Source organism: Pedobacter sp., assembly GCF_045627485.1.
GTDB lineage: Bacteria > Bacteroidota > Bacteroidia > Sphingobacteriales > Sphingobacteriaceae > Pedobacter.
The window spans coordinates 1-8,997 of record NZ_JAZQNU010000214.1 but is presented as its reverse complement, the minus strand read 5'-3'; the positions used below and the strand labels follow the sequence as shown (position 1 = coordinate 8,997).

General features: G+C 42.1%; 4 protein-coding genes. 3 read left to right on the top strand and 1 reads right to left on the bottom strand.

Annotation, left to right across the window (positions count from 1 at the left end; all coding sequences use genetic code 11):
• A partial coding sequence (locus ACR2F3_RS16730; protein ID WP_432711130.1) for a hybrid sensor histidine kinase/response regulator occupies nucleotides 1-3,750 on the bottom strand: 3,750 nt, incomplete at its 3' end.
• Between the two features lie 168 nt (nucleotides 3,751-3,918).
• On the opposite strand from ACR2F3_RS16730, the gene ACR2F3_RS16725 reads away from it, so the two are divergent.
• From ACR2F3_RS16725 to ACR2F3_RS16715, 3 genes are all read left to right on the top strand, one after another.
• On the top strand, nucleotides 3,919-5,508 hold the full coding sequence (locus tag ACR2F3_RS16725) for a sulfatase family protein (protein ID WP_432711129.1): 1,590 nt from the start codon (nucleotides 3,919-3,921) through the stop codon (nucleotides 5,506-5,508).
• A gap of 6 nt (nucleotides 5,509-5,514) precedes the next feature.
• Nucleotides 5,515-7,017: an alpha-L-fucosidase gene (locus ACR2F3_RS16720; RefSeq protein WP_432711128.1), complete on the top strand. Its 1,503-nt coding sequence runs from the start codon at nucleotides 5,515-5,517 to the stop codon at nucleotides 7,015-7,017.
• Nucleotides 7,018-7,080: 63 nt separating this feature from the next.
• Nucleotides 7,081-8,997: SusC/RagA family TonB-linked outer membrane protein (locus ACR2F3_RS16715; RefSeq protein WP_432711127.1), on the top strand; the 1,917-nt coding region annotated here is incomplete at its 3' end.

Below are 8,997 nucleotides of genomic sequence, written 5' to 3'. Positions count from 1 at the left end.
TGCTCTTTCCAGGCGTAATTTATTGATGTAATCATTTACACCAATGTCAGCTATTTGCTTGAGTTTATTATACAGCGTTGCCCGGCTCATCGCCATTTTATCGGTAAGAAAATTAACATGGAGGTCTTTGCTTTCAATGTTATCTCTGATTAACTCGTTTAGCTTGTTGATGAAAAGTTCATCTGCGCTGCTGAAAGTTTGGTCTTTAGCGGAAATAGACAGTGCTGCGTTTTTATATTTTGATTTAATAAGTTCTCGGTTCTTTAATAAATTAGTAAGGATGGTTAGCAGGTAATCAAGGTCAAAAGGCTTGGCTATATAGGCATCTGCGCCAAGCTTGTAGCCTAAATTTCTACTCTCTGCGTCGCCCTGGGTTGTTAAAAGTGCAAAAGGGGTATGGCTAACGTATAGATCCTCCTTTAACCGTTTGCACAGTTCAAAGCCATCCATTCCGGGCATCATAACATCACTCAGCACAATATCGGGTTGTCTCTGGTCAAGTAGTGTGGCAGCCTGTATTCCATCTGCCGCTTCAATGATTTCTTTAAAATGTGGCTTTAAACTTTCTGAAAGAAATGACAAGAGCTCTGGCTCGTCCTCCGCAATCATCAATGTATATCCTGAAGTAGGGAATTCCGCTGGAACTTGTGCTGCTGAAGTTGTGGTTAGGTCAGTTTTTGTGGTCACTTTCAGACTGGTAGGTAGTTCAAAAAAGAATGTTGCGCCCCGCTTAGGGTTTTCAGTGGCGCAAATAACACCACCGTGCATTTCAATGAGTGTTTTGGAATAAGATAGTCCAATCCCGCTTCCATATTCATTATGTGAACCCTGATAAAATGGTTTGAACAATTGCGTGATATCAACATGCCCGAGACCAATCCCCTCATCTTTCACTGCTACCCTAACAAAACCTTCCTTTATTGTAGTAATTATGGTAATCGTACTGTTGCCCGGACTAAATTTCAGCGCGTTGGCCATCAGATTTGTTAATACCAATGCACATTTTTTCTCGTCGAAAGCGATATCAGGTATCGTTTGGTCAAGTTCATAAAGAAGCGTGATGTTCTTTTGGTTTAGTTCACCTGAGAAATTTTCTACGAGGTTCTGCACCCATTCATTAAGCTCATGGTACTCCAGTTTCAATTGCTCCTGTGCCAGTTCTATTTTTTGCAGGTCAAGCACCATATCAATAATATTTCGCATGTTACGCGCTTGCCTATAGATGCCTTCCAGTATTCTGCCAAGTTCTCCTTGAATATCTTTCTCCTTTAATAGGCGACCCAGGGGGGAGTAGATAAGTGTAAGCGGCGTTCTAAGTTCGTGACTAATGTGGATCAGGAAATTAATCTTAGCTTGGTCTGTCTGGAGTTTATGCTCCTTAAGGTCCCATTGAAGTTTTCGTTCCCTTTTAGCTATAGCCATTCTGTAAAAAATAAAGATGGCGACAGAAACTGCAAAAAATAGTAAGGAGATAAACCACAAACGTTTAAACCAGGGTGGACTTACTGTAATGTTCAGTATATTATTGTAATTGCTCCATCCGCCGTTTTTTAAATTTGAGGCCACCATAATGCGATAATCACCAGCGGGTAGCGATCCAATAGGCAGGGAATGATCATAGGTCTCTATTATTCTGGAGTCAAGGCCTGCAATCTGGAACCTGAACATCTTTTTACGGAAAACATCTTTTTCCCTGGCCATAACTGTTATTCCCAGAGAACTGTGGTTCCAGGGAATGGTGGCCAGGCCACCTTCTGGATTTAATGATACACCATTTACTTCCAGGGCCATGAGTTCAATTACTGGTGAATCATTTGTGTTTGTCGGAATTTCCCTTTTGATTTCCAGTAAGCCGTTTACACCTCCAAGATAGGTGTCGCCGTTCTCCGCAGCAATACAAGCTTTATATAAAAGCTCATTAGGAATCACGCCGTCTGACTCTCCATAGCCTATAAATTTCTTATCACTGGCATTAAACAGAAAGGCCATGTTTTGCGCGCCAATCCAAAGTCTGTCCTGTTTGTCTATCACCAATGCAGAAATTTCGTTGAATTGTTCGGTAGGCACACGATGTAGCTTTTTTTCCCTTGGGTTATAATACATCAGGCCGTCCCGGTTGCCAATCCAGAAAATACCCCGGCTATCTCTGGCTGCTGCGGTAATAGGTGTCCCATTTGACTTAAGTGTTAAAATAGGTTTTATCTTATTCTGTTGGTGGTTCAGTTCAAACAATCCGTATGGACCGAACAGGTAGGTCAATTCGTTATTGGAGTAAATTTTAAGGAGTGAACTATGGGCGTTCGCAGTTGGATGGTAAATAACAGGGTTGTATTGTCCTGTACGGATGTCATAGCGGACAATCTGGTCGGTAAACAAATAAATATAATCAGCTGAAACTTTGTTCAGGTTAACTGCAATGCCGGCAGTACTTTTAAGTCCGTTTTGCAAGCCTGTTTTTTCATTAAAAGGCCTGATACTGCCACTAAGTTTGTCAAACACGTAAATACCTTTACTAAATGCATAGATAAGCAGCTCACGGTCGCTAAAGTCTGTAATTGATGCAATCTTGAGTCCATAAGTTTGCAGGTATTGTTTAAAGATTTTGGCTTTAGGGTCGAAACGGTTAATTCCGCCGCCATCAGTTCCCAGCCATAAATATCCGGATTGATCTTGATAGGTACTCAAAACAGTTTTATGACTTAGTCCGTGAATTCCGCCTAGTGGGGCTTCGTGATAGGCATTTATATAAGCCTTTCTGATAGAAATAAGTCCTCCTCGAATACTGCCTGCCCATAAGTTATCCTCATAATCATTGTATAAGGTAAGGATCGACTTCTCTGGCAAAGAAGCAGGATTGCCTGGCACATGACTTAAATTGGAAAAAGTATGCGTTTGTAAGTCAAATATATTTATTCCCCCGCCGTCAGTTGCTATCCAGATTTTATTGCCTTTTTCAAGGATATCGAGTACAACATCCGTATTGAGTCCTGAATTTTTGGTGGTAAAATGGTAAAGGAGTTTTCCTGACCTGTCATATGCCCTTACCCCTTTACCATATGGAGAGACCCATATTCGTTGCGCTTTATCTACATATAAGCCCATTAAGTCCTTTTCTTTAATGAAATCGACTCGTTTAAGTGTTTTGTTTATCGTGTTATATAGCCAGGCCCCATTCCTGGATGTTTGAAGTAGTATGTTTGTTCTATTCCATACCGCCATTTCTGTAAACAGCTCCACGTTTACTTCATCACTTACCGTTGGTATTTTAGCTATTTTTGTTCCATCAAATGTGTATTGGTAAAGTACACCAGCGCCCCCAAACAACATACCTTCAGGAACCCTTATGGCCGAACTCACTACCAATGGTTTACCATCGTATAATATGGTGTTAAACTTATCTGTTTCCCGATCATATAACGCCAGCCCTCTTTCAGTGCCAATCCATATGTTGCCTTTTTGGTCTTCAGCTATAAACCTGATATCGTTTCCAGGAATGGATTTAGGATCCTTTTTGTTATGCACGTAACTGTTTAGGTCGTAACGGTTATAGCGGTTGAGCCCTAACCGGGTCCCTATCCAAATATATCCCTTATGATCGGTGAGGATACAACGTACGGTTGTTTGTGTTAGTCCGTCATCGAGAGATATTTGTTTAAAAAAGTATCCTTCATCTGCCCGGAGATGCATAGATCCCCCCAGCAAAAACTGTATGACAATAATGAAGATTATCTTGTAAATGATAGTTTTCAAACGACTTTGATTTGGCAAAATATAAATGTAGAGAACATGCTGAACAATTGGGCCAGTTGCCGGGTGTTTTTTAAAATTATTGCCATTAATTGGGATTAATGGACGATTTTGGATGAAATACAGACAGCATTGAACACTTGCAGCTTCTATGTGCAGCTACATTTGTTTATGAATACATCTCAAGTCCGGCTATTCACGAAAGGTATATTAATATTTTGTGTAGTCTTTCATTTTTCTGTTTGTGCACAGCACAAACCTGTCACAAGTAAAGCTGCAAATGCCACTGGAGTTAAAAGCCGCCCTAATATTGTAATTATCGTATCAGACGATCATGCCTATCAGGCCATCAGTGCCTATGGCGGAGGTTTAATGCAAACGCCCAATATAGACAGGATTGCCAAGGAAGGGGTTCGTTTAGATAAGGCCTATGTAACAAATTCCATCTGCGGTCCTAGCAGAGCGGTGATTCTAACTGGAAAATATAGTCATAAAAACGGATTTAGAGATAATGAGAGCTCTGTGTTTAACGGAAGCCAGGATTCCTTTATCAAACAGTTGCGAAGTAGTGGTTATGAAACGGCATGGATTGGGAAATGGCACTTACAAAGCGACCCTCAGGGATTTAATTACTGGCAAATACTTCCTGATCAGGGCGACTACTACAATCCTGATTTTGACATGATGGACGGAAGCAAAAAGCGTTTTGATGGCTATGTGACCAATGTGATTACTGATGTGAGTGAAGAATGGTTAGATCAGAGAGACCAGTCGAAACCCTTCTGCCTGGTTATTGGCCATAAGGCTACTCATCGCGTTTGGTTGCCTGATACAACTGATCTTGGTAGGTTCGATCAAACTAAATTTCCGCTGCCTGCCAATTTCTATGATACTTATGAAAGCAGAAAAGGGGCAGAAGTTCAAGATATGTCTATTGAGAAAACGATGCTCATGGGCTATGACCTTAAAATGCACGGTTCCAAGGAGAAAAAAGATCAGGACGGCAATTTCAAGCGGATGAACGCCGCACAACGGGCCAGGGTTGATGCTTATTATAACCCTATAGAATCAGAGTTAAATGCGCTGAAATTAGAAGGAAAAGCCCTTACAGAATGGAAATATCAGCGATACATGCGTGATTACCTGAGTACAGCTGCCTCGCTTGACAGAAATATTGGCCGCACATTGGACTATCTCGACAAAAATGGGTTAAGCGAAAATACGATCGTTATCTACCTGTCAGACCAAGGCTTTTACATGGGAGAGCATGGTTGGTTTGACAAGAGGTGGATGTATGAAGAATCCTTTCGCACGCCAATGGTCATGCGATACCCTGGTGTCGTGAAACCGGGTACTGTTTCCGAGCACTTTGTAATGAATCTTGACCTTGCGCCAACCTTATTAGAGGCCGCCAAAGTTCCAATTCCAAAAGACATGCAAGGCGCTTCGATGCTACCGGTGCTCGTTAACCCCAATGAAACGGGCAGGGAAGCAGTATACTATCATTATTATGAAAATGGAGAACACGCTGTTTCTCCTCACTTCGGTGTGAGGACGAAAAGATATAAGCTGATCAGGCTGTACGAACGTGTTGAGGGCTGGGAATTATATGATTTAGAAAAAGATCCTTCGGAAATGGCCAATGTATATGGTAAAAAGGGGTATGAAAAGATCACTGCCGACTTACGAAAGGAATTGAAGCGCCAGGTAGACAGGCTACAGGATCGGGATGCTTTAAGAATATTAGAACAGAAAAGATAATTGCAAATGATGAAGAAATATTTATTTACTGGATCACTACTTGCTGTTTGCCATATGGCTTTAGCACAGAACAGTTATACGATTTTAAAACCAGGGGAAAGTCATGCCACGATTGTGGCGAAAGCGGCAACAATTACACCATCGCCTAAACAGCTAAGGTGGCAGCAACTTGAGCTGACGGCATTTTTTCACTTCGGCATGAATACCTATACTGAAACAGAATGGGGAACTGGCAAAGAAGATCCGGGGCTTTTCAATCCCACTAACCTCGATGCCGATCAATGGGTTCGTGTGGCTAAAGAAAATGGTTTTAAACAAGTCATACTCACGGCTAAACACCACGATGGTTTTTGTCTCTGGCCAACAGCCACTACAACACATTCTGTAAAAAGCAGTCCATGGAAAAATGGAAACGGCGATGTTGTTGCTGAAGTAGCGGCCGCCTGTAAAAAGTACGATATCGGCTTTGGTGTATACCTTTCTCCCTGGGATATGAATTCACCATTATATGGTACGGATGCATATAACGACTTTTTTATCACCCAGCTTACCGAACTCTTAACAAAGTATGGTCAAATTGATGAGGTATGGTTTGATGGTGCAAACGGTGAAGGGCCCAACGGTAAAAAACAGGAATATGATTTTAACAGGTGGTATACCCATATTCAGAAACTCCAGCCACAGGCCGTGATCGCAATCATGGGCCCTGATGTACGCTGGGTAGGTACAGAAACTGGTTACGGAAGGGAAACAGAGTGGAGCGTGCTTCCAGCTGATAATTTGGATCAGGCTGCGGTATCGTCAGGATCTCAAAAGGATATTAATATTAAACCTTCCGGTTTTCTGAAAGGACAGGATATAGGGAGCAGGGATAAATTGAAAGGTGCAAAAGGATTGGTCTGGTATCCTGCAGAAACAGATGTTTCCATCCGTCCGGGTTGGTTTTATCATAAGAAACAAGACAGCCTGGTGAAAACCCCAGAAAAGCTTCTGGACATCTACTACAGTTCTGTTGGTCGGAACGGTGTTTTGTTATTAAACATTCCGCCTAACAAAGAGGGCCTTATTGCGGATAGTGATATCAAGAGCTTAACAGAATGGACAAGCGTTAGAACGAAAACTTTTGAAAAAAACCTTGTTAAAGGGGCTAAGGTAATATCCAAAAACGGTAAAAACACACAATCACTTCTTGATAATACTTATAAAACAAGCTGGACTACAAAAGGCAAGGATAGCACGGCAGTGATTGAATTCAAACTGCCCACAGCCGAAATTTTCGATGTGCTTTCCTTACAAGAGAACATCAGTATCGGACAGCGGATAGAAGAATTTGTATTCGAATACTGGGACGGGAAATCCTGGAAAATGGCTGCGCAGGGTACCACCGTTGGTTATAAGCGTCTGCTCAGGTTTGAACCAGTAAAAGCTACTCGTGTGAGGTTACGCATTGAACAATCACGTTTGAACCCTACGCTTTCTGAGTTCGGTCTTTACAAGCAAACCTTATAAATCTTAAGCTATTCATTTAGCGATAACAGAACTGAAAAATCATAAAAACCAAATAATAAGTGTATGAAAAAAAACTACTACACAAGCCTTAAAGTCACCACCCTCCTAATGGTGTCAGCGATCATGCCAATGACTGCTGCTGCCAACTGGGAGAATCCGGATTTAACCTTTATAAAAGGTAAGAATACGATGATAGGGGGCTTTACATCATCACAACTTGTGGCCATGACGGTTACAGGAAAGGTGCTAGATGAAAACGGACAGGGGATACCCGGTGCAACCGTTAAAGTTAAAAATACCAATGCCGGTAGTATTACCGATGCTAACGGTCGTTTCACCCTTCGGGATGTTGCCGAAGATGCCACACTAGTGGTGTCCTATATCAGTTATGATACCCGGGAGGTTAAAGTCACCAAAGGGGAGATGTCCATTTCGCTGACGCCACAGTCCAACAACTTGAATGATGTGGTTGTAGTAGGTTATGGTTCACAGAAAAAAGCTAACCTTACCGGTGCTGTATCTACTATTGATGCCAAGGCGCTGGAGTCAAGACCGGTTCAAAACGTAGGGCAAGCTTTACAAGGATTAATACCAGGTTTAAACTTCCAGACCGGGGGATTAGGTGGAGAGCTTAACCAAAATTTAGCCTTTAACATTCGTGGTGCCGGTACTATCGGCGCAGGGTCATCTTCCGCACCATTGGTGCTTATTGATGGGATGGAAGGTGATATGAATACCATTAACCCGCAGGATATTGAGACCGTTACCGTGTTAAAAGATGCGGCAGCCTCTTCTATCTATGGTTCACGTGCGCCTTTTGGTGTGATTTTGATCACCACTAAAAAGGGTAAAGCCGGAACTTCCAATGTAAGTTACAGCAATAACTTTCGCTGGACAAAGCCTATGGGCTTACCAACCATGATGGATTCACATACTTTTGCTAACTATTGGAATGAAGCTGCTGCCAATGGCGGGCAATCGGCTATCTTTTCCGATGAGGTGATGGACAGGATCGTCAAATACCAGAATGGTGAAATTGACTACACCACTGTGGCTGATGCCAATGGCGAAAAATGGCAGTATTATACTGGTTCTAACGCGAATACAAATTGGTTTAAAGAGCAATACAGAGATTATTCGTTTTCTCAGGATCATTCCATTAACATTAACGGAGGATCGGAAAAAACCCAATATTTCGTATCAGGTGGTTACCTGGATCAGGGTGGTATTACCACCTATTCAGGCGATGCTTTTAAACGTTATTCCTTTACCGGTAAAATTAATACCACCCTGGGTAAAATTGCTAAATTTAACTATACCAGCAGGTTCTTGCGCGAAGACTACACCAGGGCCTCTCACCAGACCAGGCTATTCTATCACAATATTGCCAGACGCTGGCCTACCGTTCCGGTAAACGATCCGAATGGCAACTATGCGGAGCCAAGTGAAATCTCTCAAATGGTGAATGGCGGACGGCTGATTAATCAGAAGGATATCCTTTTTCAACAAGCCCAATTGATGCTGAACCCTGCAAAAGGGTGGAACATTGTGGCGGACGGAAATGTTAGAATCACAAACAGAAATAGCCATGAAAACATTTTACCTGCCTATGCCTATAATGTGGCAGGTAACCGATATCCGATTGCGGTAGGTGATTATGCAGCCGATTATAGTTATGTGTACGAGTTCAATGATAAGGCGAATTACTTTACCACTAATATCTATACAGACTATGAGTTTAGGTTAAATGATAACCATTACTTTAAAGTACTTGCTGGTTTCAATTCGGAACTAAATAAGGTGCGAGACTTAGCCGCCTCCCGCAGTGGCTTAATTACACCGGAATTGCCGACCATCAATACTGCCACCAATGAGAGCAGGGCCATAGCAGGAGGTTACCAGAATTGGGCAACTACAGGCTTTTTTAGTCGCTTGAATTACAATTACAAAGAGCGTTATTTGCTGGAAATCAATGCACGT